The following is a 24708-nucleotide window of genomic DNA, read 5'->3' as shown; positions in this document are numbered from 1 at the left end:
CCGCGCCGAGCGGGCCCGCCGAGATTGCTTTCCCGACGCCCGTCAGGTAGCCACAGCAGGTGAAGACATCGCGATTCGTGCTCGACGTGGCGACGGGGCTCCTGGCGGGCTGGGTCGGCTTGCAGGCGAAGGGGAAGGCCGAGTCCACGCTGCAGGGCTGGGGCGAGAAGGTCTTCCCGCCCGCCCCCGGCCAGAAGGAGCTCCCCGGCGCCGACCCGACCGGCCATGGCGACCGCATGCCCCCCTCGGTGCTCTACCGCCGCCTGGTCGACTGGCGGGGCGGCGACGGCGACGCCCTCGAGGGCGACGACCTGGAAGCCGGCGCCGTCTGGTTCCACCGCGCCCTGGCCTACGGCTACCCCGTCGCCTACTCGGTGATCTCGCGCCGGATCCCCCTCGCCCGGGCCGGCGCGGGCACCCTCGGCGGCGCCGCCCTGTTCGGCGCGTTCCACGCCACCGTGCTGCCGGTGACGGGCGTGCAGGCCTCGCTGTCGGAACTCCCGAAGGCGTGGTGGGTCTGGGAGGGCGGGTCGCACCTGGTGTTCGGCGTGGCCGTCGATCTGGTCGTCGGGACGGTCCGGCGCGTCACCGGCTGAGCCACCGCGCGCCGCCGTCAGTCTGACGCGGCGCGTGCGTGGCGTCCTCGTTTCCGCACGCCGCCGATCACGCGAAGACGTCGGCCGCCGTGATCGCGGTCCCCGCCTCGGCGCGGAAGGTGACGCTGTCGCGACCCGCCACGAGGAACTGCAGGTCCTCCGGGTCGACGTCCAACGCAGCCGCCTTCACCCGCAACGATCTGACGAGGCGATCACCGTCCACGTCACGGCGCCACGTCACCTCACCCACCAGCACGGGTCGCCGCTGACGCCCGGCGAGCGCGACGACGTCGATCTCGTCCGCCCCGTCGCCGCGCCACCACGGACCGACGGCGACCACCTCCGGGCCGAAAGCCCCCTGTGCGGCGAGACGCCTGACGTGATCGCGGACAGCGACCTCCCACGGGAGCCCGCTGGCGTCGTCGAGGCCGTCGATCAGTACCGGCAGGATGCTCTCCCCCAACCCCCGCTCGATCTCGGGCCGGAAGCGACCGAGCAGACCGAGGTGGAAGGCGAGGAAGTTGTCGGCGATGCGGTAGCTGCGTCGCCGACTGCGGCGGACGTCGTCGGTCACGGGAACGATCCGCTCCACCAGCCTCATCTCGATCAGCCTCTCGAGCGTCCGTGTCGGTTCGGCGCCGATCCACGACTTGATCTCGTGGTGCTTGGTTTTCCCGGTCGCGATGGCCGCCAGTACCGCGGCCGGCTGGTCACCGCGTTCCACCTCGGTCGCCAGCAGCAGGTCACCCTCGGTCAGCAGCAGTCCGCCGGGGCGGGTCGCGAGCCGGCGGAGGTTTCCCGCGAGGTCGTCCTCGGCGTCCCACCACGACAGGTACAGCGGCATCCCGCCGAGGAGCGCGTACACCTGCGCCCGCTGGGCGGGAGGCATCCCGGGCAAGAGGGCTGAGACCTCGTGCGGTGCGAAGGGGTGCAGCTGCAGGCGCAGACCGAACCGGCCGAAGAGCGGAGCGCGCTCCTCCTGCAGCTCCGCCATGCTCCGCACCGCCGACCCGCACAGGAGGAGCCGGACACCGCGGCTCGCCGGCCGGTCGAGGAACGCTCGCAGGACGCCGGACAGCTCGGGGAACGAGCGCAGCAGCTCCGGGTACTCGTCGAGGACGAGGAGAACCGGCTCCTGCTGCGCTTCGCGCGCCAGGTGGTCCAGGAGGTCGTCGACGTCGGCGAACGGCCGGCTCGCCACGTCCCGGACGCCGAGCAGAGCCGGGGGAACGGCGCGACTGAGCTGCTGCAGCTCCGCGGGCCGCGGGCGCCCGGCTCCCGTGTGGAAGAGGGTGCGCCCTGGCGCGGCCATCTCCGTGAAGCGTTGGACGAGAGCCGTCTTGCCCACCCGCCGGCGACCCCAGACCAGCGCAGCGCCCAGAGCGGGGTCGCGCCACCACCGCGTCAGCTCGTCGAGCTCGCTGGTGCGGTGGACGAAGGCTGTCATGTCAGTCAGCGTAACTTGCGCGACTCGTCACTTACGAGTGATGTAACTTTGCATCGGAAGGTCACCAGCCGAGCCGAGTGGTCGGCGCTCGGGTCTTCCGGGCTTCAGCGGTCGACCCGTCAGCGCCCCAGGCGGCGCGGCACCGGCCGCGCCGGTGGTTCGACGGCGGTGTCACCCGCAGGAGACGCCAGCGACCGCTCGAACCCGGTGATGAGGTCGATGAGCCCGTCGACCTCGAACGCCCGGTTGCGCCGTCCGGCCGTCGTCTGGCGCAGCACTCCGGCGCTCTGCAGCCGGTCGACGGCCTCGTTGACGGCCTGGGTCGAGCGGCCGGTGAGCGTCACCAGCTGGCCGACCGTGAACACCGGGGTCTGCGGCAGCACCTCGTCGAGCAGCTGCGCCGCCGTCGATCCCCCGCGGACCGTCCCGATCGCCTCGCGCCAGCGCCCCTGCAGGGCGGCGAGCCCGTCGGTCAGTCCCGACACCCGCTCGCAGGCCTCGGTGGTGGCGGCGGCGAAGATCGCGATCCAGCGGGCCGGCCCGTCGTGGCCCTCCGTGCGGAAGCTCTCGAGCCCGGCGATGTAAGCCTGGCTGCGGGTGGCCAGCACGAGGCTGACCGGCGGGACGTGGTGCGGGCTCAACCCGCGGCGGGTCAGCACGACGTGGATGAGGGCGCGGCCCGTACGCCCGTTGCCGTCGGCGAAGGGGTGGATGGTCTCGAACTGCGCGTGGGCGAGGGCGGCCTGGACCACAGGCGGGTGGAGGTCGGACTCCAGGTACTCGACCAGGTCCGTCAGCAGCGCGGGGACCTCGTCAGGTGGCGGCGGCACGAAGTCCGCGGCGCACGGGTTGTAGCTCGACCCCCCGATCCAGTTCTGCCGGTCGCGGAAGGTACCCGCCCACGAGGCGTCGCGCGTTCCGGCCAGGAGGGCGCGGTGGATCTCGCTGATCGCGCCGAGGTCGAGGCGTGGACGTCGGGCGACGTCGTCGACGGCGGCGCGCATCGCGTCGATGTTGCCGAGGACCTCCGCCGCTCCAGCGTCGTGAACCGAGCCGTCAGCGGCCCGGGCAGCGTCTGCCCGCGTCAGTCTTCGACCGCCGATCTCCAAACCTTCGATGCGCGAGGAGGCCACCGCTTCGGCTCGCAGGAGGAGCCGCGCGATCGCCTCGCAGCCGCGGTAGGGCAGCCCCGAGGCGTTGAGCTGGAGGACCGCCCGCTCGGCGTCAGAGACGTCGGCGGCGACGTCCGCGGGGAGCAGCACCTCCCGGCCCACCAGCGGGTCCGGCACGTAGGCGTCGTAGCGGCAGGGGCGGCGGTAGCGTCGCGGCAGGCCACTGACGTCCCCGGGGTCGGGGCTCCAGACGGCGCTGACGAGGCGGGACATTGCCCCAGCATAATCAAGGTTAGGACAAAAGGCTGACGATGACTCACCTCGGTACATCGTCATGCAAGCGAGGCTTTTGCCCCCCAAGAGCCATGCGACAGCCCCGCGGCATGACGATCACTCACGACAAATGAGCCGCCGCAGTTGCTGTCGTGTCTCATCGTCCGTCGCGTACAGCACCGTCCCGACCATGCCGCGAGTGAGGAGCACCTTGTAGACGTTGCGCACCAGACGGTCGAAGTCCGCGTCGCTGACCCGGGTGCTGTTGCGGAAGTCAGGGTCCTTGTTGGCACTCCGGTCGCTGCGGAAGGCGCCGTCCCGCCACACGAGGTCCGGGCCGATGATCACGCCGCTCCAGTCGTACTCGAACCCCTGAGCGGTGTAGATGCACCCAACCTGACCGAAGCCACCGGGCTCCGTCGCCCAGAGCGCGGCCGGCGGTGCGTCCCCGACGGCACGGTCGCCGGGGACATTCCAGGGTCGCGCCCAGTCGCCGATGTGGACGTCGCGCACCAGGCTGCCGTCGGAGGCCGGCTTCTTGCTCCACGGCCAGCAGTAGCCCGCGGACATGCGTGCGGAGTAGCCCTCCTCGCGCCTCGCCGCCAGCAGCTGTTCCATCTCCTCGGGGGTGTCGGCGACGATGACCTGGAAGCCCTCGTCACCGGCCCAGTCGATCACGCCTGCGTCGTCGAGGCCGAGCAACTGCTGCACCCAGCGGACGTACTCGGCGCTCCCACCGCACCGGAATTGGGCGTCCAGGGCGATGGTCATGACGTCGAGGCCGAGGCGCTCAGCGTGTCGGGTGATCTCCTCCAGCGACCCCATCTCCCCCGGTCGGACGACCTGGTGCTGATCCAGGAGGAAGACGGGGACGCGCGCCGCCGCGATGAGCTCGTCGACCTGCAGCCGACCGGTGCGGAGCTCCGCACGGGTGTAGCGGTCCACCGACGTCTCCCGGATGCGGTGAGCCTCGTCGAGGATCAGGACATCGAGGTCGTTGGGCTCGGCGGCCATGAACTGGTTGAAGTACTTGAACATCGACTGCACCCGCGGCGCTCGGTGTCCCGCGACCTTGCGCAACGTCTGGGTGAACGACCTAGAACCGGTGGCATGCAGGACGGTCTGCCCCTTGCGCGACAACTCCCCCAGCAGTGAGAGCGCGATGACGCTCTTGCCGCTGCCTGGGCCCCCGGTGACGACGACGACCCGTTTGCTGTTGCCCGCCTTAGCCTGCTTGACCTGGTGCAGGACGAGGTCGACGGCTTCCTGCTGCTCTCCGACCAACCGGAACTGCTCACGATCGCGGATCTCCGCAGCAGCCACCCTCAGGAGCTGCTTCGACGGCGCCACCTTCGAGCCCAGCAGCTCGTCGGCGGCGTCCACACCGGAGACGCCGGGCGCCAGCCGACTGAGGAGGTGCTGGCGCAGAGCTCCACGGTCCGCCCCCGTGAAGAGGCGCCCGGAGCGGTCCATGGTGTAGCCCTCCAGGTCCGCGACTGCCCCAGGGTCGAGGGCGTTGTGTAGGTATGCGACACCGGCGACCGCGTCGTGGGTGAACTCGAGCGAGCGCGTGAAGTCGAGGAGGTACTCGACGTAGCCGCGCACCTGCTTGACCGGGTGCAGCTTCGGGGGCCCCGCCATGCCGGGGACGACGACGAGGTCGGGGTTGCCCTCGAAGCGGTATGCGGCACTCCACTGCTTCAACTCAACGACCACCTAGGAGGACTCCCCGGTCTTCGGATGCACGCCTGCGAGCACCACGTCAGCCCGCTTGGACGTCAAGGGCAGCTGGTGCTCGAGCAGCACCTCGACGTCCCCCAGCCCGGCCTCGACGAGGTCGGTCGCGAGCACGGGGAGGCTCTTCCGCCACGAATTCTGCTCACTAGAGCTGGCCCCGTAGCCGGCCTTATAGAGCATCTGCTCCATGAGCGCCTCGATGATGGAGCCGGTGGGCAGCTCTTCCTCGAGCTGAGCGGCAGAACGACGGACCAACGACACAGGACATCCCCCAGGCAGCACGAAGCTCTCGTGCGGGTGGGGGCTTGTCCTGTGCTCGGACGAGGCCCGAGCGGCGGAAGCCTGTCGGGCCGCGCGCGCAACACTAGGAGAAGGTGCTGACCGGCGCGTCGAGGCATGGATCGACACGCCAGCACACGGGGCAGCGGGTGGCGTCGTCTTTGCGAGGCGGCTCACGACTTCCAAGCACAAGCTGCTGCGAGACCATCGAGGCAGCTTGTGATTTGGCGATCTCGAAAGGACAACGAAGACCACGTGGAGGACAGCCTGGTGATCGAGCCCGGCGATGAGGCCCGATACGACCGTCGACGCTTCGGCGCCCCCAACGAACATGCGCTGGACTCGCCGGCTCGAAGAACGACGGCCCCAGTCGTCGCGTGTGCCGTACCCCGAGGGAGCCACGAGTGAGCAGCGCGGACGAGCCCGACGCGGCGCGGATCGACCCGGCACCACCGTCGGACAGTCGTGCGCCAGGCACCGCCGCAGCGAGCGCCGATGCGGACACCGCAGCTGAGCCGACGTCCCTGGCCGAGGCCGTGCTCGCCGAGGTGACCCGGGCACCCGCGTCCACCGTGCGAGAGATCGCCCTCGGCTTGGTCGGTACCCCGTGGGCGGCGGACAAGACGCAGATCAACAAGGTGCTGTACGCGGGCGAGGGCGCCTCCTTCGTCAGGGACGACGCCACCCGCCCCCGCTGGTCGGCGGGCGGTGGCGGGGCCATACCTGCGGCGAGTCGCCGACCCCGCCAACAGGAGGCCCGAGCCGCCGGCGACCCGGCGCCGTCGACGGCGATGGAGGAGCTGCTCGCCTCGCTGGAGCGGCAGGCCGTGGCGCCCCCACCACCCATCGAACGCCTGTCGGCCGTTCCGGTGCCGGCGTCCTGGGGCCTGTCGCTGCACCCGTGGCAGGACGAGGCGATGCGCGGTTGGTACGCCAACGGCTGCCGCGGCATCGTCGAGGCCGTCACGGGCTCCGGCAAGACCCACCTCGGTCTTGCCGCCGCCGCCCGGGCCGCGGTGGACGGGATGGCCACCACCGTCCTCGTCCCGTCGGTGGAGCTGCAACGCCAGTGGCTGCACCGCTTCACGACCCACCTGCCGCACCTGTCGGTCGCCGCGGTCGGCGGCGAGGAGAAGGGCGACGCCTCCCGCGCCGACGTAGTCGTCGCGGTCGTCAACAGCGCGGCCCGGCGCTCCCTTCTGCGCGGGGAGAGTGGCGACCTGATCGTCGCCGACGAGGTGCACCGCTACGGCGCCGGCACCTGGTCCACCGCCCTGCGCGACGGGCACACCCGCCGCCTGGGCCTCACCGCGACGCTGGAGCGCAGCGACGACGCGGTGGACTCGCTGATCCGCCCGTTCTTCGGCGCGACGGTCTGCGAGTACGGATTCCAGCGCGCCCTGCACGACCAGGTCGTGTCCCCGTTCCGGCTGGTCCTCGCCCCCGTCGGGATGACCGACGAGGAGCGCGTGGAGTACGACACGCTCAGTTCCCGGATCAGCGACTCCCTGCGCAAGCTGCGGAGCATGGGTGCGCTCGGGGGAACGTCCGGCATCTCGCTGAACCAGCGGCTCCGGCAACTCGCCGGAGTCGGGGGTGTCGTGGGTCGTGCGGCGCAGACCGCCGAGTCCGCCATGCGCGCCCGCCGCCGACTGCTGGCGGAACTGGTGGGAAAGGTCGACGCGGTCGGCGAGATGGCCCCGCTGATCGACGCCTCCGAGGGCACCGTCGTCTTCACCCAGACCAAGGACAGCGCCGAAGCCGTCGCCCACCGCCTGCGAGAGCAAGGCGTTGCCGCTGCCGCGCTGCACGCCGACATGGACCGGCGGGAGCGGCAGGACAACCTTGACGCCCTGGAGAGCCAGCGCCTCCTCGCGCTCGCCGCCCCCAAGCTCCTCGACGAGGGGATCGACCTGCCCACCGTCGACCTCGGCATCGTCACGACGGCGAGCCGCAGCCGGCGGCAGATGATCCAACGCCTGGGGCGGGTGGTCCGCCGCAAGCCCGGGGGTCGCGTGGTCACTTTCGTCATCCTCTTCGCGGCCGGCACCGTCGAGGACCCGAGCGACGGCGCGCACGAAGGCTTCTTCGACATGGTCGTGGACGTGGCCGAGGACGTTCAGCGCCTGGATGACGAGTGGTTGGTGGAGGACATCAGTAACCCAAAGCCAACGCAACTTTAAATGCGACGCAGCTCCTGCGATCACACCTTCTCTGTAGGCAACCGCTTTTGCGGTCATGAAGTCGGAGCGAAAGCAGTCATACCAAGGGACAGGAGGAAGATTGCACTCCGCCGCCAGGCGGGGCGAGCGTTCGGTGGAGTTGACGCCAGGAACAGCTTACTCGTCGACATATCCGTGACATTCACTGCGCGAAGGGAAGACTAAGGGGCGTTGACGAATGAGCGTTCTCGGTAGCGAAAAATTAGCCACCTAGCGAACGAGTGCACCACTAAGGCATCAGATGGCGCTACTCGCCACAGCCTTCAGCACTGTCGCAGAAGGCATGCCGCGCCAGCAGCGCGTATGAGGGACAGTGCACATGAGGCGATCACGCGGGAAAATACTCGACTACCGGCCCGAAGGGGCGGCCGAGAAGGCGGCGTCGGCAGAATTTATGAAGCTGTTGTTTTAGCGAGGCCAGTTAGGTCACGGGTGACGCTCTTGCCAGTAACCGTTTCGATGACGTCCACGATTGCCGCAGTTCGCGCTTCGACGAAAGCTGCATAGTCATCCACGAACATGGCTTGACGCGCCGCTTCATTGATCTTATGACTTTCTAGTATGTGGTCACGCTGAGGACCGAGAGTTCCGACCTCCATGTCCTGCAGGTAGCTGCTGGGAGCTTTGTCCTTAATGCTTTTGTTCGTCGAGGCATCGATCAACGTTCGATTAACGATGAGTTCTGGACTCAGCGATCCGTCATAGTGTCCCTTGAGCCAATTCAAGGGAAAGATGTGATGCGAATCAATTTCGCTCGAAGCCATTTGGGTAGCAGTAGTTTGCTGCTTGCTGTGAAAGTCGAGACATCCTTCTTGCATGAGTGCTGCAATAGTGCCTCGATAAAGAGCTCGACGATTGGTGCGCGCCGTGGCAATCTGACTTTCAGCAAAGCTGAAGTCCGCAACTGCCTCGGGAGCGTCGCCCGACCCCTTGGGAAGCCAGTCGCGAAGCTTGGCGTAGTCAGCTTGTGCCTGACTATTCCCTCCTTGATCATAGTTCGTCGTAAAAATTGTGCACCAGAAGAATTGTTTGACGCGTTCCAACGCAGCCCCACGCTTCTTCGTGGGCAATGCTTGGATCACATCCCAGCAGGCCGACATGGGCACAAGGACCATCGAGTACGGCAACCACTTTTCGGTCTGCGCCCCGCACTGGTCTCTCAAGAAGGCCAAAGCTTCTGCGTAACCCGAGACAACCGTCGCCCAATGCGCTTCAATGTTCTCCGCACGCAGGTTGAGCACTTCCGAGCGTTGAGCCGATCCATTACTCCGGAGCGTTACAGCCTGAAGGATGCTGTAAGGATCGACCCGGAAATCGACAAAGACAGGATAATCCTGCTGTGCACTCTCCCACAGAGTTCGCAAATTTTGCCCATAAGCCCAGACGCGGGCCGTGATGAGTTCGAAGACGCTAAGCCTCACGCCTCCCAAGTTGAGGGTCTCGAAAATTTTGCACACAGCAACGATCGACGTTGTTTCGTCCAGCTCAACGACAGGGAAATTGTAGGCCCCCAAAGGGGAAAGCAGTGCGCCACGTATTTCAGCCAGACGCACGCGCCGCTTAAGCTGTGTGCTTGCGTCACCGCCATGGTGGGCGACGGCCTGTTCGACCCAGGACTCGAAAGACGCAGGAGCCTTAAGGTACTGGTGGACTGGAAAAGTCCAAGTCTCCCATTGCCATTGCGGATCGTCGGATTGGACCGGCCTTCCTGGCTTAATTACCTCAAAACTCACGAGCTTATCGAAATCTAGGTTTTCAACATGAAGTGCCTCAGTGTTGTCTATCAGGCCACCCAGGTTCAAAAGATACCGAGCATCGCCTACCCCACGATGAGCCTGATAAAGCGACGTGAGGCGCTGCTGGCCGTCAAGAACGAGAGTCGGTGAAGACGCGGCATTCAACTGAGATGCACCACTGAAGGCTCGGGGCGCGAAAAAGGTATTCCCCGTAGGGCTCTGTCGCAGAGTAAGAAGAGAGCCTGATGGGTACCGCGACATAACGGACACGAGTAGGTCCCTCGTGGCCGCAGGGTCCCACACGAAATCCCGCTGGAAGTCAGGTAGAGCGAGGCGCTGGTTGTCGATCTCCTGCAGCAACCAAGAGATCGCTCGAGGCTGCGTGTCGAAGATGGGGTCGCCGCCACCGAAGACTGTCACCTCTTCACACTAGCGACAGCAGCGCACTCGCGCGGCAAGTTGAGCTACAGCCTACGTAGTCCACAAGTGAAGGACGCCGGTGTCGTCGGCGGCGAGCACGACGCGCAGCTTCGGCGTGACCGGCGGACTTAGGTCGATGGACCGTGAAGTTGAATGACACTGGCGCCTCTTACAGGTCTTGGGTGATCGCCGAGCCAATCAAGGAGGTCGCTGTCCACCTCTGGGTCGGGGATGACCTGGCGCGAACCCTGTCTCCGTCGTGCTAGGGCGACACTGAGACTGGTACGGGGGTCGCTAAGGAACGATGCTCCAACGGCACGATCGATCCACCGCGCGCTTGCCCAGGCAAAGCTGGCTCGGCCGGTCGCTGCCTCGCTCCACCCTGCGTCCGTCTAAGTTGGAGCCCTGGACAAGGGAGGCCACTTGAGCAGGCGTATGACGGGGCTGTTTGCTGGGATCGGCGGACTGGAGCTGGGGCTGCACGAGCACGGCTGGGAGACCGAGCTGCTGTGTGAGATCGACACCGGCGCCCAGGCCGTACTGCGCGCCCGCTTCCCCGACACCCCGCTGACGTCGGATGTCACCAAGCTGCGGTCGCTGCCGGCCGACACCGAGCTGGTCGCTGCGGGCTTCCCCTGCCAGGACCTGTCCCAGGCCGGCGCCACCGCCGGGATCACCGGCGCCCGCTCCGGCCTGGTCGACGAGGTCTTCCGCCTGGTCACACGCCGCAAGGGCCCCCGCTGGCTGCTGCTCGAGAACGTCCCCTTCATGTTGCAGCTGGGCCGGGGTGCGGCGATGCGGCACGTCACCACCGCCTTGGAGGACCTCGGCTACCGCTGGGCCTACCGCGTCGTCGATGCCCGCTCCTTCGGCCTGCCCCAACGCCGCCTGCGGGTGCTGATGCTCGCCTCGCGCACCGAGGACCCCCGCGAGGTCCTCTTCGCCGACGATGCCGGGCCGCTGGAGATGGGCGCCTCGACCGAGCACCCCTGCGGCTTCTACTGGACCGAGGGTTTACGCGGGCTGGGCTGGGCCGTGGACGCCGTCCCGACGCTGAAGGGCGGCTCCTCCCTGGGGATCGCCAGCCCCCCGGCGGTGCGGACCCTGGCCGGTGAGCTGGTCACCCCCGGCATCACCGACGCCGAACGACTGCAGGGCTTCGACCCCGACTGGACCCTGCCGGCCGTGGGGATCCCCGGGGTGCGGGCCGGGCACCGCTGGAAGCTGGTCGGCAACGCCGTCAGCGTCCGCATGTCCACCTGGGTCGGGCACCGCCTGGACAACCGCCTGCCCTACGACGGCGCCAGCGACACCCCTCTACAGCCCGGGGACGCGTGGCCGATGGCGGCCTGGTCCGGACCGGACCGCGTCGCGCACAAGGCTGCGGTCTCGACCTGGCCGCTGCATGCCCCCTACGAGCACCTGAACGGCTTCCTCGACGACACCAAGCTGCTCTCGGCCCGGGCGACCGCCGGGTTCCTCAGTCGCGCCCGCCAGGCCAAGCTGCGCTTCGAGCCCGGCTTCCTGGACATCGTCGCCGCCCATCTGGACCGCATGGGCGGTGACCCCAAGCGCCTGACCCTTGCCGCCGCGGCGAAGGCTTCGCCCCTCGATCCGGCGGACTCCATGGAGCTGGTCGAAGGCGGCACCGTCGACCTGCAAGCTGAGGATCTTCGCGGTCAGGACCCGCGAGAGCTTGACCCCGCGGGGTCCATCGACCGTCACACGGGCACGGAGTCCCAGGAGCCGGCCGCGGGCGTCGGTCGTCAACGGCAGGGTCGCACCGCCTCGGCCGTCGGCCGCTCGAAGGGTCGAGCAGCGTGAGGGGTCCAGCGATCATCGCCCGCACCCTGTCCGCCGCCAACGTCACCGACGCTCGTGGGCATGGGTGGCAGTACCACTCTCGCAGCGACCACCACTCCAAGGTGGCCTGCTGGGCGGTGCTGTTCGACCTGCTGCAGACCTCCTCCCTCATGCAACGCCACGTCGCCGAGGGCAAGGTCGCCTTCGGCATCAACCGCCGCATCAACGACTGGACCTCCGGGCGCAAGAAGGACCTGGACCTGGTCGTGGCCCGCACCGCCGGCGCCCACGACGAACAGCTGCAGGCCTTCGACCTGGCCGACCTCGCGGTCCGCTACCACTTAAACCTGGACGCCACTGATCAGGCGATCCTGGCCGACCTGCCCACCGCCCCGCAGGGACCGTCCGGGTCCACCGTCCTGGTCGCGCTGGAAGCCAAGGCCTGCATGACCGCCCACATCAAGGCCCTGCCGCGTCTGTACGACGAGCTGACTTCCAGCCACGCCACCGTCCACGGCGACAACGCCAACGCCCTGGCCGTCGGGTTCGTCATGGTCAACCTCGCCGAGACCTTCCTCAGCCCCGGCAAGCAGACCACCGTCGACCCGGTCGTGACCGTGCACAACCAGCCCAACGACACCGTCCGCACCGTGGCGAAGATGCACGAGATCGCCCGCCGCTCCGGCCCGCACTCCGGTCAGCACGGCTTCGACGCCCTCGGGGTGGTCGTGGTCGACCTACGCAACGACGGCACCCCCGTCACCATCGTCACCGGCGCCCCCGCACCGGCGCCCACCGACGACTTCCACTACGACCGCATGGTCGTTCGGGCCGGGCACCTGTACGACTCCTCCTTCGGGCAGGTCTGACCTGCCCGAACCCAGCACCCCGCCACCGTCCTCACCCGACCCGCCCGAGCTCACACCGGGCACGTCCGCACCGATCGGGGCGGGGAGCAGTACCGGGCGTACGCGTGAGGCCCGTACGGGCGGGGCACCAGCGCCGAAGGACGCGGTCACCCGAGCCAGGATGCGCGCCCAGGCCCGCCGTGACACCGCCCCCGAACTCGCCCTGCGCCGTGAGCTGCACCGGCAGGGTCTGCGCTTCTTCGTCGACCGCGCTCCCCTACCGGGCCTGCGCCGACGCGCCGACCTCCTCTTCCCCCGCCGCCGAGTCGCCGTCTACGTCGACGGCTGTTTCTGGCACCGCTGCCCGATCCACGGCAGCGCCCCGCGCAACAACGGTGACTGGTGGAAGGACAAGCTCGACGGCAACGTCGCCCGTGACCGTGACACCGACGAGCGCCTGCTCACCGCCGGTTGGGCAGTGGTACGCATCTGGGAGCACGAGAACGCCACCACCGCTGCCGACCGGGTCCAGCAGGTCATCGCCTCCCGACCCGTGGACTGACAACACTCGGCGCTGACGCGGTGCTGGTTCACGAGGCTCGTGCCGGCGCGGCGAGATCATCATCGCCACTGCGGGTGGCGTGGCAGTCGGCGTCAACCGAGCAGCCCGGTCCGCCCGAAGAGCGCTGCTCGTTCGAGGTGGGTGTTGTAGGCGCGGCAGGACGGCTCGCCCACGTGCAGACAGGCCGGACACGCACCCGACCCCCTGGAGCAACCGGGGTCGAGCGGACAGCGGCGCTCGGCGTCGACCACGGCGGTCAGGAGTGTATCGAGGTCGGTTTCGAAGACGGCTTGCATGCCGCCGAGCACGAATTCACCCCGAGGAACGGCGTAGACGAAGAAACCGAGGTGCAGCGGGACCAGGTACTCACTCAGGGCATCGCGGTCGATACCGGCCAGCGCCGCGGTCTGGCGCATGAAGCGGTGCGCGTAGGAGTGAACGAGGTCGAGGAGGTCGGATCCGAGGGTGGCAGTGCCCGGTCGGTCACCAGGGGCAGGTACCTCGGCTGCCGCGAGGATGGCCAGGCGTGCCGCGGTCGGGTCTGTGTCGCCTGGTGACCATCCCGTCATGTGATGTCCGCGCAGGTGGAGCCACCCGGCCACTTTAACCGGATCGAGGCGGATCAGGTAGGCCTCGGTCTTGGCCAGGTCGCCGTGCAGTCGGTAACCGTCACCCTTGGGGTGCCGGAAGGCGACGAGTCGTGTCTCACCCGCCTCACCTCCTCCGCGGGTGTAGCCGTACATGACGTTGAGCACCGGGAAACGCTCGACGAGGTCGATACCGGCCAGCGCCGCGCGTTGCAACGCATGCGGATACTTCACCGAGTAACGCTGGTGCAACAGCTCGTTTCCCGGTGGCGCCTGCAGGCTCGTCGAGGGCTGCCTGGACTCGGCGAGGGCCAAGGCGATGTCCAGGGCGTCCTGTTCGGCGGCTTCCCGCTGCTTTTGCGGCAGGGCGTCCAGCACCCCCCGTCCAGGGTCGGGCGCGAGCTGGCCGAGGCGGTCGGCTGCGTCTGCCAGCGCAGCGGCCGCTTGCTCGTCCATTCCGTTGCGCAGCAGTTGAGCGACGAAGAGCGCACGGGTGAGCTTGCCGTCCGCCGAGAGCGGGCTGTCACTGGCCAGGCCGTCCACAATCCAGTTCAGGGCGCGAGCCGAGCCGCCTGCGGCCTGCAGCTCGCGGAGTCGCTCCGGGCGCGGGGGGTTGACGATGACCACCCCGCGCGGTGTGTAGGCGGTGCGTGCCTTGTGCACGTTCCAGTGCACGCCACCGTTCTGGCAACCGGGGCACCACTGGAAGCCGAGACCCTTCTGCAGCTCGCGCTGGCACTGCGGGCAGCGGAAGCGCAGATCCGACGTCTTCGTGCTGGTGGTGCCGACGAGCTGTACGTCGTCGTGGGTGGGGCAGCGAGGTACCCGGGGCTCCACGCAGGCGCCGCACTCGTGGAACCCGAGGAAGTGCAGTTGTCCCCAGCGCGTGTTGCCGCAGCGGCACGCACGGTCCATCCGCTTGCCCACTCGCTTGCAGGACGGGCAGAGCCAGACGCGAGGGTACCGTTCGACGGCGACGCCACGGGTCTCGTCGAGGGCGACCACCTGCACCCGCCGGCCGCGGCGCAGGTCGTTGACGAACCCTCCGTCCTTGTCGGCGATCTCCCAGACCCTGACCTCCCGTTCGAGCCGTCGCCGTACGGTTGCATCGTCGACAGACAGAGGAACGGCGCTGGACCACTCCACGACGCGGTAGATGCCCCCGCCCAGGTCGGCGGTCTGCTGCGGGAGGAAAGTCCGCAGCACCTGACTGGCACTGCGGGACCCCAGATCGCTCACGTCGGTCTCGCCCTTCGTTCGTCATCGGATGCGCTCTTCTGAGTGCATCGGTGTACCTCGCCCCATCGTGCGCTCGGTCGTGGTGCTCAGTCGTGGATGGGAACGCTCACCTCGACGTCACGCAGGCTGAACATGGGCCGGCCGGGGCCGAGCTCGTTGGGCCACTGGCGTGTGCTCGCCGGATCCTGCAGGTTCGTGAACCACGACTCGATCCAGTCCCTGATCTCCTGGCGCAGGAGTTCGTCCTCGGGACCGGTGCAACCCAGGAGGTCGGCGATGACCTCCACTTCTTGGTCGACGGTCAATCCGGCGTCTCGAACGTAGTCCTTGACGGCCCTGATGGTGGTCAGCCGCTTGTTCACCGAAGCGGGTTCCATGATCATCAGACGGCGGGCCTCGACGATCCCGGGGAGGGTCAACCTGAGGACACGGCGGCTACGCCGCGTCACCGGAATGGCTTCGACGAAACGGTCGCCGTGGGTAATGAACTGTTCGAAGTGTCTGAACGTGGCCGCGTCCCGCTCACGGGCGATCTTGTGCAGGACGTAGACCAGACCCGGGTGACGTCGTCCGACGCGTGCCGTGGTCTGGATGAACTCCGCCGTCGACAGCGGCAGTCCCAGCATGACCATCGTGTTCAGGCGTTCGATGTCCACACCGTGGCTGAGCATGCTGCTGGCGGTCACGACGTGGATACGGTCCTCGAACTGTGCTTCGGGGTGCTCCAGGCGTTCGAGGATCTGGCGGACCTCGTCGAAGTTGGTCTGACCGGTGAGCTGGACGGCATTGATGCCTTCATTGAGGGTGTTGCTCGCCAGGCTTCGTGTCGCGGCTTCGACGTCGTAGAGGGTACTGCCGTAGACCACGTCCGTGCCGTAGAGGGAGAGCAGGTCGGCGACGTGGCAGGGCTCGACGCCGGTTTCGGTGCAGACGTCGTCGGGGTGTGCGTACAGCTCGCGGACAGCTGTCTGCAGGACGTCGAGGGTCCGGTCGCTGACGTGGTCGAGGGTGACTCCTCGCGGCGCGACGGCGACGAAGCGGCGCATGGCCTCCGGGCCGAGCCGGCTCCAGAAGGACTGCTTCGACGCGGGACCGGGCTCGGGGAAGACCCGACCTGCACGTCGGTAGAGGACCTCGACCTGATGCTCGTACCCGGTCAGCGTGGCGCTACTGGCGATGATCTTGGATTTCGGGCCGCCGAGTTGTTCCTGCAGGTGGTCCAGGAGGCTCTCGTAGTGGCTGTCGACCGCCCCCAGACTGTCCCGCAGAAGGTGCAGTTCGTCCTGCAGCCGCAGGGTGGGGGCGTAGCGTTCCTTGGGCATGGGCAGCGGCTTGCGTGGTGCGTCGCAGTCCGGGACCAGGCATCCTTCCGGAGTCTTCGAGCGCGGAGCATAGGTGTACCCGTGTTCGGTGTTCGAGCAGATGCCCACCGGAGGGCCGACCAGACCCCGCATCGCGGCCTGCAGACTCACGCTCGCCGCCTTGTCCAAGGTCCCCAGCACGACGGTGGGGAGGTAGCGGTGCACCTCCTGGTCCACGACGTACATCGGCAACGACGCGTGCGGCCAGGGGCAGGATTCGTTGTGGCACTGGTGTGCGAGACGCCAGAGTCGCCGGTCGAAGCGCATGTGGACGTCGTCACTGCGGCAGAATGGACAACGGAGGAGGACCTGGTAGCGGTCGGGCATGCCGGGGCTGTCGGGGTCGGGGTCGTCGCCTTCCGCGGTCTTGACCACCTTGTTGGGGGTACCGCCGCGGCCGACGAGGAAGCCGAGGCTGATGGGTGCCCCCTTGATCTTCTCGGATCGACGCACGAGCTCGGCGCCGGCCAGGGCGTCGGCGAAGCGTTGGGTCTGCTGCAGGGACAGCAGACGCAGCGGGAAACGCGACCAGGCCGTGACGCCACTGTGCTTGCCGGTCAAGCGGTCGTAGAGCGCAGCGGTGACGAGCAGCCCGAGGTAGGTCTCCGTCTTGCCGCCACCGGTGGCGAACCACACCGTGTCCACGATCGGGCCCTCCCCCGCGGGGTCCACGAGGAAGGCCAGGGTGGCCAGGAGGAAGCCGAGCTGGAAGGGACGCCAGCCGTCGTACTTACCGGCTGCGCTGTGGGCGATGGCGCGGTTCATGAGGCAGAAGGCGCGGCGTACCGTCTCGTCCTCGACCAGGAGCTGCAGGCCGCGTCGCAGTCGGGCGACCTCGTCGCCGGCGGATCTTGCGGCCCGACGGGCCTCCTCCCGCATGGCCTCGTCCCAACCTTCACGGCGGCCACGGTCGGCGAGGTACTCCGACGACCAGTGCGTGGCGTGGTAATGCTCCAGGGCGTCGACGAGCGCGGTCAGGGAAGAAATCGGCTGGGTAGCGAGCGTGGCGAAGCTCAGGTCCGGTGGGTCCAGTGGACTGTTCCAGAAAACCGGCCTTCGGCTCTCGACGACCACGGTGTCGGTGGTGCGGAACCCACCGGGGACGCCCTCCAGGTCGATCACCCCGACGTTGACGCCGTAGGCGGGTACGGCTCGTTCGTAGCGGAAGCTGTCCGGCAGTGATTCCAGGAGGAAGGGTCGGATGGGCAGGCCACTGACGTCGAGCTCTGACTCGTACAGATGGGTGTCCGCGAGCCCGATGTGCTTGGCGGGGCTGGTGTTGACGAGCTGGACGACGAGCTCGGGCTCGCCGTGCCAGGACTCGACGTCGACGTGGACGGTGGCCGAGAGCCCTGCGACTCCTGCGGTCGCGAACTTCGCCTCGAACTCACGCGTTCCCGCGATCACCTCACTGCGATCCGCCTCCACGAGCACCGAGACGGTGACTTCCACCATCGGGGTCCGGCGCCACGGACGATCGGGGTCCGTCGTGGTCTTGGGGTCCTCCAGGAGCCACGCACGGCAGCGCGCGGTGACCTCGAGGCGCCAAGGGCCGGGTCCGAGCGGGCGCAGGCGGACGCCGATGGCGCACGGGTCCAGGCGCTCAGCGCGGTCGCCGAGGGGATTGGCAGCGACCTCCTGCTGGCTGGCCAATCGCCCCAGCCAGAACGTGGCGGCAGGTGCCACACCGAGCCGGTCTGTGTCGTCACCGCGCCCTGCCCTCATGACCTTCGCGTCCAACCAGCTGACGAAGGTCGTGCAGGCTTGCTCCAACGTCTGGCTCATTGCGCAGATCCCTCCTGGGCGCGGGTCTTACCGCTTCGCTCGGCGAAGAGTGCCGTCATGTCGAACTCGTCACGCAGATCGTCGAAGAGGTACTCGTAGAGGTGGTGGTGCAGCGGGTTCTCCGACAACCGAGCCAGGGACTTGGCGACGAGCTGACGGACCCTCTCCCGGGTGACTCCGACTTCCTTGCCGATGTCGTCCAGGGTCTTCTCGCCCTCGTGATCCAAACCGTACCGCCGGATCATGATCTTGAAGTCGCGGTCGGACAGGGTCCTTCGAAGAGCAGCCAGCACCTGGGACTGGCGATCCGCGGCGAGCGTCAGCTCGACCGGGTCGTAGCGTCCGTCGTGGTCCTCCTCTTGTGCGAGGAGGTCGACGAGGGCTGTGTCTGCGTCTTCTCCGACAGGGGCATCGAGGCTCAGCACCGGTAAAAGGTAGTCGAGCATGGCCGCGACCTGGGCCGGGGCCTTGTCCAGGCGTTCGGCGAGCTCTTCCACAGTCGGGTTGCGGTCCAAGACTTGCTCGAGGCGGTGGCGTTCGTGGCGGAGTCGGGCCAGCTGTTCGTGCATGTGGACGGGTATGCGGATCGCGCGTCCCTTGTCGGCGATCCCCCGCAGAAGGGCTTGCTTGATCCACCACGTCGCGTAGGTGGAGAACTTGTACCCCAACGTTCCGTCGAACTTGGTGACGGCGTGGATGAGTCCGGTGTTGCCTTCCTGGATCAGGTCGGCCAGGTCGAGTCCGCTCGAGGTGTAGCGGGGCAGGCGGGCGATGCTGATGACGAGCCGCAGGTTCGCGCAGGCGAACTGGTGTCGCGCTTCCCGTCCGGCGTGTGCTGTGTTCGTCAGGCGCACGTACTCCTGTGGCGAGCGGTGCTCATCGGACAACCCCTGCTGCGCCTGCTCACCCATGGCGATCACCGCCGCGAGGCGCCTCTCGTCGGCGACGCTCAGGAGGGGGTACCTGCTCACCTGCCGGAAGTAGGATCCGAGCGAGTCCAAGTTCTCCGATCCCACCTGTCGCCTCGTACGCCCACCGTCGAGGTCGTGGCGGCCGTCGTACCCCTGCTTCGGGGCGTCCTCGTCGATGTCGATGCCGGCTTCTTCGAGGCGGACGAGAACCCTGTCGACCGAAGCTAAGTCCATGCCTCGGCGCCCAACGGCAAGACTGAGCTGAGCCTGAGTGAGGCTTCCAGCGCGCGCGAAGTCGTCGACCAGGTCTTGGACCAGTTCCTCGACGGCACGTGCGGCGGGATCGGTCGAGGAAGCCGGCCAGGACGGCTTCGGGTCGTGGACCGCGAATGGATCGTCGGAGTCGTCGAGGCTGTGGTGGATGCCTGGATCGTCATGGGTGCCCAGATCGTCGTGGGTGCCCGTATTGCCATTGACGTGCGGGGCGGAGAACTCGCCTTCACCGAGTCGTGGGCCACCATGCGAGCCCGCCCCGTCGCTGGCAGCGGGACGGTCGCGCAACCTTGCCTGTTGTCCCCGGTAATCGATGGGGACAGGATGATCAAACCTTGACCCCGATGCGGTAGCTGGACCGTTCGCGCCGCCGGAGGCTGCGTCCATCAGTTGTGCGAGCTCCTGCTGCGAGACCCCCCGCGCGCTCAAGAACGCTCGCACCTTGTGTAGGGACGGTGAGCGACCGTCGACCGCCAGTGCTTGCATCTCCGTCAGGAGCTGCGAGATCCGGTCGGTAGGCCGGGACACATCCTCGATCACGTCGAGTACAGCCGTCCTGGGCGCAGCAAGGGCCTTGGCAACTTTGGCCCTGGCGTGGGAGGTGCCGTGCGCTGGGTCACGACCCCGCCCGGGAGAAGTCGGGATGCGCAACCCTGCGTGCGCCTCCACCCGCTGAATATCGCACCCAGTAGATGCTGCGGTTCGCGCGCCGACATGTCCCCTTGCCCCCACCTGCCGAGCTCGCTTTCCCCACCCTTGTGCATCGTGGCATCCCACGGGGATATGTGTCTTGTTATCACTCAGACCGACGCACAACGCGCCAACCGTCATCCGCGGCGAGGTCGGCGACGATGTGAGACGCCCGGGCCCAAACGACCGACGCGACATGCGCCTCGCCTTCGACGGCCACACCCTCGTCCGGCCGGATCCCCCGCCTGTCGAGAGTCGTCCAGAGCCCCTCCAGCGCCTCGTCCGGGTCCCAGGAGAACTCGCTGTCGCGCACTCGCCAGAACTGCCACCCCGCACGCTTCAGCTCCTGCTCCCGCTGGAGGTCGCTGGCCCGCTGCTCCGGCGTCGAGTGCCAGAACTCCCCGTCGCACTCCACCGCCAGCCGTCCCTGCGCCCCCGTGACGACCAAGTCGATCCGGCGGCCGTTGACCTCCCACTGCGGGGTCACGAGGTAGCCGCGCTCGCGGATCGCGAGGTAGACGCGCTGCTCGAACAGCGAGTCGAAGGCCTCGTGCTTCTCGTCGGGGGTGACGTTGGCCAGGTCGTCGCCGGTGCGCGGGGCCGGCGGGGTAGTGAGGTGGGTGAGCAGGGAGTGCCGCAGGTCGCTGGGGCGCAGGGTGTCCACGGTGACCGAGTGGAACAGCCACATCTGGTCCTGCGCCCGGCTCGCGGCGACGTTGAACCGCCGGCGCTGCTCCTCCAGCACCAGCGGGCGGGTGCCGTGGTTGGGGCCGACCACGAGGGACAGCATGACGACGTGCCGCTCGTCGCCCTGGAAGTCCGGCGGCGTCCCGACGCGCAACCGCCGGCGTTCGTACTCGTCAGGCGCCACCCGGGTGCGCAGTTCCGCCTCGATGAGGTCGGCCTGCGCCTGCCCCTGCAGGACGACGACGCCGAAGGTCTTACCGTCGTACGCGGGATCGGCGAGGCAGGTGGCGATCTGGTCGGCGATGGCCACCGCCTCCCCGCGGTTGCGCAACTTCGCGCCCTCGCCCTCGCTCGGGGCCCCGAGGACGTGGCGCAGACGCAGCGGCGGCAGCCTGTCGCTGCCGAACTGCCGCAGCGGGACGAGGGGGGCGTCGGCGTAGAACTGGCGCGAGGACCAGTCGATGATCTCGGGCATGCACCGGAAGTGCTCGCGCAGGCGGACCACCGACCCGAAGCGGGTGGTCAGCAGGCTGAAGAGGCTGTCGCGCGGGGTGAAGGCAGTCCGCAGGTGCTGCGGCAGGTCGGGCAGGTAGCTGTCGAGCTTGTCGAAGATGGGCTGCAGCTCCCCCATCGCGACCTGCGACGGCGCGCACTGCCGGTCGTCGCCCACGACGATGACCCGCGGCGCTAGCCACAGCAGGAACAGCGCCTCGATGCTCGCCTGGCTCGCCTCGTCGATGATGACGACGTCGAAGGAGTTCTTGGTCGGCGGCACCGTCTCGAGGACCTCGGCCAGCGGCATGATCCACGCGGGGACGGCGCCCTGCGACGCGGCCATCGCGCCCCGAGCCGCGGCCGCGTACCGGGCGGCGTAGCGGCCCGTCCCCTTGCCCATCGCCTGCGTGTTGCTCTGGTAGGAGCGCAGCGCCTGCGACTGCTGGGCCGTCATCCGGGACAGGCACGCGTCCCACGCCTTCGTCGCGGCGAGCTCACCCGTGAGGTTCCCGAGGGTGGCCGTCACCTCCGCGAGCTCGCGGTCCAGCCGCGCCTCCAAGCCGGGCGCGCGCTGGGCGAGGAAGAACGTGTGCGCCAACCCCCAGGCCCACGCGTCGTCCAGGTCGCCGAGGCGGTCCCGCCACGCGGGGTCGGCGGGGGTGGCGTCGACCAGCTGCGCCAGACCGGGGTGGGCGGCGTTCAGCTGCTGGATCAGCTCGTCGGCGCGACGCTGGTGCTCGGCGTCCACGCGCGCGTCCGCGAGCGCCGCGAAGGCCGCCGTGTAGCCGTCGGCGTCCCGCGTCGCGAGCGCCCGCAGCAGGTTCCGGCACTCCGGCGCCGCCCGGTCGACCTGCACGGTCGCGTCGAGGTGCTGCCGCGCCTCCTCGACGGCGGCGGTCGCGGCGCGCGCCTCAAGCTGGGTCGCGACGTGGGGCAGGCTCGCCACCAGCGCCGCCCACTCCCCGTGGGACTCGAGCGGCAGGGTGACTCCGGCCCCGGTCAGCAGGGTGCGCGCGGCGCTCATCGCCGCGAGCGCCTCCGTAGTCCGCTCCAGGGCGCGGTGCGCGTCCACAAGCGCGGACACCCGGGCGCGCAGGCTCGGCCCCGCGGCGACGTCGTGGCCCACGTCCGCCCACCGCCGGACCAGCGAGTCGGCGTCGATCTCGGCGGAGAGCACGGTGAGGACCAGGTCGAGCAGGTCGGTGTTCGTCGGCCGGACGTCGTCGACGGTGCTGGTGAGCAGCAGTTCCGCCTGCTTCTCCACCGCTGAGCGGAACATCCCCTTCAGCTTCACCTCGCCGCCCTTCGCGGCAGCGTGCGCGCGCAACGCCCGTCCGGCGGCGAGCTGCCCGGACCTGCTGTCCGGGCCGCTGGCGGCGAACTCGGGGAGCTGGACGGTCCGCAGCTGCAGACCGGCGAGGTCGCGGTTCAGCCCCTCGGCGTGCCCGGCGACCTCACGCAGGCCGTCCCACAGCGCGCTGTTGCGGTGGGTCAGGGCGTCGTCCAGGCAGCGCTGCCGCCAGTCCCCGGACGCGCCACCGCTGAGGAGGCCGGCCAGGGACGTCCGGATCGTCTCGACGTGCTGCTGCAGCTGCTCGAACGCCGCCTCGTCCAGCGGTTCCAGCGCCGTCACGACGGAGGAGTCGACCTCCGCGGCCGCGGACACCGCGGCCCGCTCCGTCGCCACCAGGCCGGCGACGACGTCGGGGTCGAGCAGCTTCGCGGCGGAGGGGATGACCTGCGACGGCCGGGCGCGGCGGGTGGGCGTCGCGGCGGCGAGCAGGCGCAGCAGTTCCCCGAGGGACTCGCCCGACACCGGCAGGCGGTGCGGGGCGTCGTCCGGCAGCGGGGTCGGCATCCAGCCGTGGCGGTCGGCGCGCTCCCGCAGGGTCCGGGCGATCGACCCGAGCGTGCCCAGGTAGCCGGGCGCGACCTGGTCCTCGGAGTACCGGTAGGTCTCCGCCTCGCGCAGTGCCCGGATCTGCTCGGTGATCGACGTCTGCCGGGAGCGCGCGCCCTCCCGCTGACCGACGAGGTCCGCTATCCGCATCGCGTACCGGTCGGCGTCGTAGCGCCCGTGCCGGTCGACGAGAGCGTTGACGCTGCGGGACAGCTCCGCGGACCCACCGCGGCCCTGGTCGGTCATCGAGACGCACAGCTCGCGGACGTCCGCCGGCAGCTTCTCGCGCAGGACGCTCAGCGCCTGCGCCTTCTGGCTGGTGACGAGGACGCGTTGCCCCTGCGCCACGAGGCTCGACACGAGGTTGGCGATGGTGTGGGTCTTGCCGGTTCCCGGCGGGCCCTGGACGACCACTCCCGTGTCGTGGCTCAGCCGCTGCACGATGGCGCGCTGCTCGTCGTTGGCGGGCAGCGGGAACAGCGGCTCCTCGGCCAGCGCGGAGACCGGACCGCCCTCGGCGTCCAGCCAGGCCAGGCGCTCCTCCGGCTCCAGGGCGGTGAGCAGCTGCGCCAGCCCGAGCGGAGCCTCCGCGTCGGGTCCGCTCAGCGCCTCGCTCATCTGGTCGTAGTAGGCCAGCAGGCTCGCCCGGCCCCGAGGCCGCAGAACGATCGCCGGCGCGAAGCCGAGCGACGGGGCGTCGTCGGGCTTGAGGTTCGGCAGCCAGTTCTTGTCGTAAGCGCGGCACCCCGGCAGCGCGAGAACGCGCCACTGCTCGAGGAGCTCGTGGGTGCCGTCATCCAGCGGCCCCTCCTCGCTGGTGCGGACGGCGGTGCGGGCGGGCTCGGCGCGCGCCGCGTCGAAACCGTCCTCGCCGTCGAGCAGGTCCCGGTCGTGCAGGCGCCGGCCACCGGGCTCGGCGACCGTGACGCGCAAGGCACCCGTGAACTCGTCGACCTGCAGGGTCAGGCGCTGGCTCAGCAGGTGGTTGCGGACCACCGCGCCCGACGGCGCGCGCCACGTGAGCAGGCCGGTGACCAGGACGAGCTCGACCTGGTCGTCCTGCTGGGACAGCGTGCGGAAGGCCGTGCTGAGCTGCTCGTACCAGGTGCGCGCGGGCTTGGTCGCACGGTCCCGCTCCGCCCAGGCGACCCACTCGGCGCTCCACCGGTCGTAGGCGGTCCGGACGTCGCGGTCGCTCGGCGGCGCGTCGCCGTCCTCCGGGGCGAGCGTCACCCCGGCCTCGAGCAGCGGGGGGACCCCGGCGTCGGAGTCGGACAGGCGGTCGGCGGGGACCCACCCGACCAGGACGTCCGGCAGCGAGGGAGGCGGCGCGGATGTGGTCGGGGCGAAGGTCGCGATGCCCTCTCCCGGCGCAGCGGTCACGTCGACGGAGAGGTCCGCGGGCAGGTCGGACAGCCAGAGGGGCGACGACTCGTAGTCCGTGAGGTCCTTCACTGGCGCCGCGCCAGCCCGCGCCAGCTGCCGCAGAAAGTCGACCAGCCGGCTGACTTGGCCCACCATGGCGCGGCTTCGCGTCGCGCCCTCGTCCACCGCCATGACACATCCCCTTACGTAGGGCTACGAGTGTGCCCGAGGACACCGACACGAGGGCACTTCTCGGTGCGACCGACTCCTCCGTACCGATTCCCACGCTTCGCTGGCCTGACGGCTGCACGACACCCCGACCTCCGGACGGCTAGGTGGTGTCGGTGTCACGCCACTCCCAGTCCTCGAGACACGTCATC

Annotated in this window: 11 protein-coding genes and 2 pseudogenes; 5 read left to right on the top strand and 8 right to left on the bottom strand. The window is 69.1% G+C overall.

Going from position 1 to position 24708, the window contains the following annotated elements; translation table 11 throughout:
• Positions 1-59: 59 nt before the first annotated feature.
• Complete coding sequence (locus GTR02_RS00340; RefSeq protein WP_166605475.1) at positions 60-596, top strand: hypothetical protein; 537 nt, start codon at positions 60-62, stop codon at positions 594-596.
• Positions 597-663: 67 nt separating this feature from the next.
• On the opposite strand, the gene GTR02_RS00335 is transcribed toward GTR02_RS00340, so the two are convergent.
• The 3 genes and pseudogenes from GTR02_RS00335 to GTR02_RS00325 form a co-directional block, all read right to left on the bottom strand.
• Complete coding sequence (locus tag GTR02_RS00335) at positions 664-2043, bottom strand: ATP-binding protein (protein ID WP_166605474.1); 1380 nt, start codon at positions 2041-2043, stop codon at positions 664-666.
• A 119-nt stretch (positions 2044-2162) separates the two neighbouring features.
• Positions 2163-3428: a Fic family protein gene (locus GTR02_RS00330; RefSeq protein WP_166605473.1), complete on the bottom strand. Its 1266-nt coding sequence runs from the start codon at positions 3426-3428 to the stop codon at positions 2163-2165.
• Between the two features lie 117 nt (positions 3429-3545).
• Positions 3546-5426, bottom strand: a pseudogene (locus tag GTR02_RS00325) (DNA/RNA helicase domain-containing protein).
• A 554-nt stretch (positions 5427-5980) separates the two neighbouring features.
• Between GTR02_RS00325 and GTR02_RS00320 the strand changes: the two are divergent.
• The gene (locus tag GTR02_RS00320) at positions 5981-7627 is read left to right on the top strand and encodes a DEAD/DEAH box helicase family protein (RefSeq protein WP_166605472.1); all 1647 of its coding nucleotides are present in this window, start codon (positions 5981-5983) and stop codon (positions 7625-7627) included.
• Positions 7628-8058: 431 nt separating this feature from the next.
• Here the strand turns inward: GTR02_RS00320 and GTR02_RS00315 are convergent, their stop codons facing one another.
• Positions 8059-9822, bottom strand: coding sequence for a GmrSD restriction endonuclease domain-containing protein (locus GTR02_RS00315; RefSeq protein WP_166605471.1), 1764 nt, complete (start codon positions 9820-9822; stop codon positions 8059-8061).
• Positions 9823-10257: 435 nt separating this feature from the next.
• Here GTR02_RS00315 and GTR02_RS00310 point away from each other — a divergent pair.
• The 3 genes and pseudogenes from GTR02_RS00310 to GTR02_RS00300 all read left to right on the top strand — a co-directional run.
• A pseudogene (locus GTR02_RS00310) lies at positions 10258-11394 on the top strand (DNA cytosine methyltransferase); the annotation flags it as partial.
• Positions 11395-11642: 248 nt separating this feature from the next.
• Entirely contained in the window at positions 11643-12494 is an 852-nt protein-coding gene (locus GTR02_RS00305) for a hypothetical protein (protein ID WP_166605470.1), read from the top strand.
• Positions 12495-12654: 160 nt separating this feature from the next.
• A complete protein-coding gene (locus tag GTR02_RS00300; protein ID WP_166605469.1) occupies positions 12655-13035 on the top strand; it encodes a very short patch repair endonuclease in 381 nt (126 codons plus the stop codon).
• Positions 13036-13127: 92 nt separating this feature from the next.
• On the opposite strand, the gene GTR02_RS00295 is transcribed toward GTR02_RS00300, so the two are convergent.
• From GTR02_RS00295 to GTR02_RS00280, 4 genes are all read right to left on the bottom strand, one after another.
• Positions 13128-14861 carry a DUF1998 domain-containing protein gene (locus GTR02_RS00295; RefSeq protein WP_166605468.1) on the bottom strand — a complete coding sequence of 578 codons (1734 nt, stop codon included), beginning with the start codon at positions 14859-14861 and terminating at the stop codon, positions 13128-13130.
• An 86-nt stretch (positions 14862-14947) separates the two neighbouring features.
• Complete coding sequence (locus tag GTR02_RS00290; protein WP_166605467.1) at positions 14948-18007, bottom strand: helicase-related protein; 3060 nt, start codon at positions 18005-18007, stop codon at positions 14948-14950.
• Positions 18004-19731: a sigma-70 family RNA polymerase sigma factor gene (locus GTR02_RS00285; RefSeq protein WP_166605466.1), complete on the bottom strand. Its 1728-nt coding sequence runs from the start codon at positions 19729-19731 to the stop codon at positions 18004-18006. Before GTR02_RS00285 ends, GTR02_RS00290 begins: the two co-directional genes overlap by 4 nt.
• Positions 19732-19987: 256 nt before the next feature.
• Positions 19988-24418 carry an AAA domain-containing protein gene (locus GTR02_RS00280; protein WP_166605465.1) on the bottom strand — a complete coding sequence of 1477 codons (4431 nt, stop codon included), beginning with the start codon at positions 24416-24418 and terminating at the stop codon, positions 19988-19990.
• Positions 24419-24708: the final 290 nt, after the last annotated feature.

The sequence above is a fragment of the Kineococcus siccus genome (assembly GCF_009906795.1).
In the GTDB taxonomy this organism is placed as follows: domain Bacteria; phylum Actinomycetota; class Actinomycetes; order Actinomycetales; family Kineococcaceae; genus Kineococcus; species Kineococcus siccus.
Note: the sequence above shows the minus strand (reverse complement) of the source record. Positions and strands in the feature narration are given on the sequence as shown.

What these genes read in the sequence shown, in the direction of transcription:
- GTR02_RS00335 (WP_166605474.1), bottom strand. Translation starts at nt 2,043, where the DNA reads ATGACAGCCTTCGTCCACCGCACCAGCGAGCTCGACGAGCTGACGCGG.
- GTR02_RS00330 (WP_166605473.1), bottom strand. Translation starts at nt 3,428, where the DNA reads ATGTCCCGCCTCGTCAGCGCCGTCTGGAGCCCCGACCCCGGGGACGTC.
- GTR02_RS00300 (WP_166605469.1), top strand. Translation starts at nt 12,655, where the DNA reads ATGCGCGCCCAGGCCCGCCGTGACACCGCCCCCGAACTCGCCCTGCGC.
- GTR02_RS00290 (WP_166605467.1), bottom strand. Translation starts at nt 18,007, where the DNA reads ATGAGCCAGACGTTGGAGCAAGCCTGCACGACCTTCGTCAGCTGGTTG.